The sequence below is a fragment of the Janthinobacterium foliorum genome (genome assembly GCF_978021625.1).
In genome coordinates, this window is the sequence record NZ_CDXDQE010000053.1 from 1 (window position 1) to 552 (window position 552).

Sequence of the window (552 nt, forward strand, 5' to 3'; positions counted from 1 at the left end):
ATATCCGCAGCTTCGGTGACTGGCTTAGCCCCGTTACATCTTCCGCGCAGGACGACTCGATCAGTGAGCTATTACGCTTTCTTTAAATGATGGCTGCTTCTAAGCCAACATCCTGACTGTTTTAGCCTTCCCACTTCGTTTTCCACTTAGCCAATCTTTGGGACCTTAGCTGGCGGTCTGGGTTGTTTCCCTCTTGACGCCGGACGTTAGCACCCGACGTCTGTCTCCCAAGCTCGCACTCATCGGTATTCGGAGTTTGCAATGGTTTGGTAAGTCGCAATGACCCCCTAGCCATAACAGTGCTCTACCCCCGATGGTGATACTTGAGGCACTACCTAAATAGTTTTCGGAGAGAACCAGCTATTTCCAAGTTTGTTTAGCCTTTCACCCCTACCCACAGCTCATCCCCTAATTTTTCAACATTAGTGGGTTCGGACCTCCAGGGCGTGTTACCGCACCTTCATCCTGGCCATGAGTAGATCACTTGGTTTCGGGTCTACACCCAGCGACTGATCGCCCTATTCGGACTCGATTTCTCTACGGCTTCCCTAT

1 rRNA gene is annotated in these 552 nt (G+C 50.9%); it reads right to left on the reverse strand.

The features are described 5' to 3' along the window. Window positions 1-552: ribosomal RNA gene (locus tag ACZ92H_RS29430) — 23S ribosomal RNA — on the reverse strand; the annotation flags it as partial.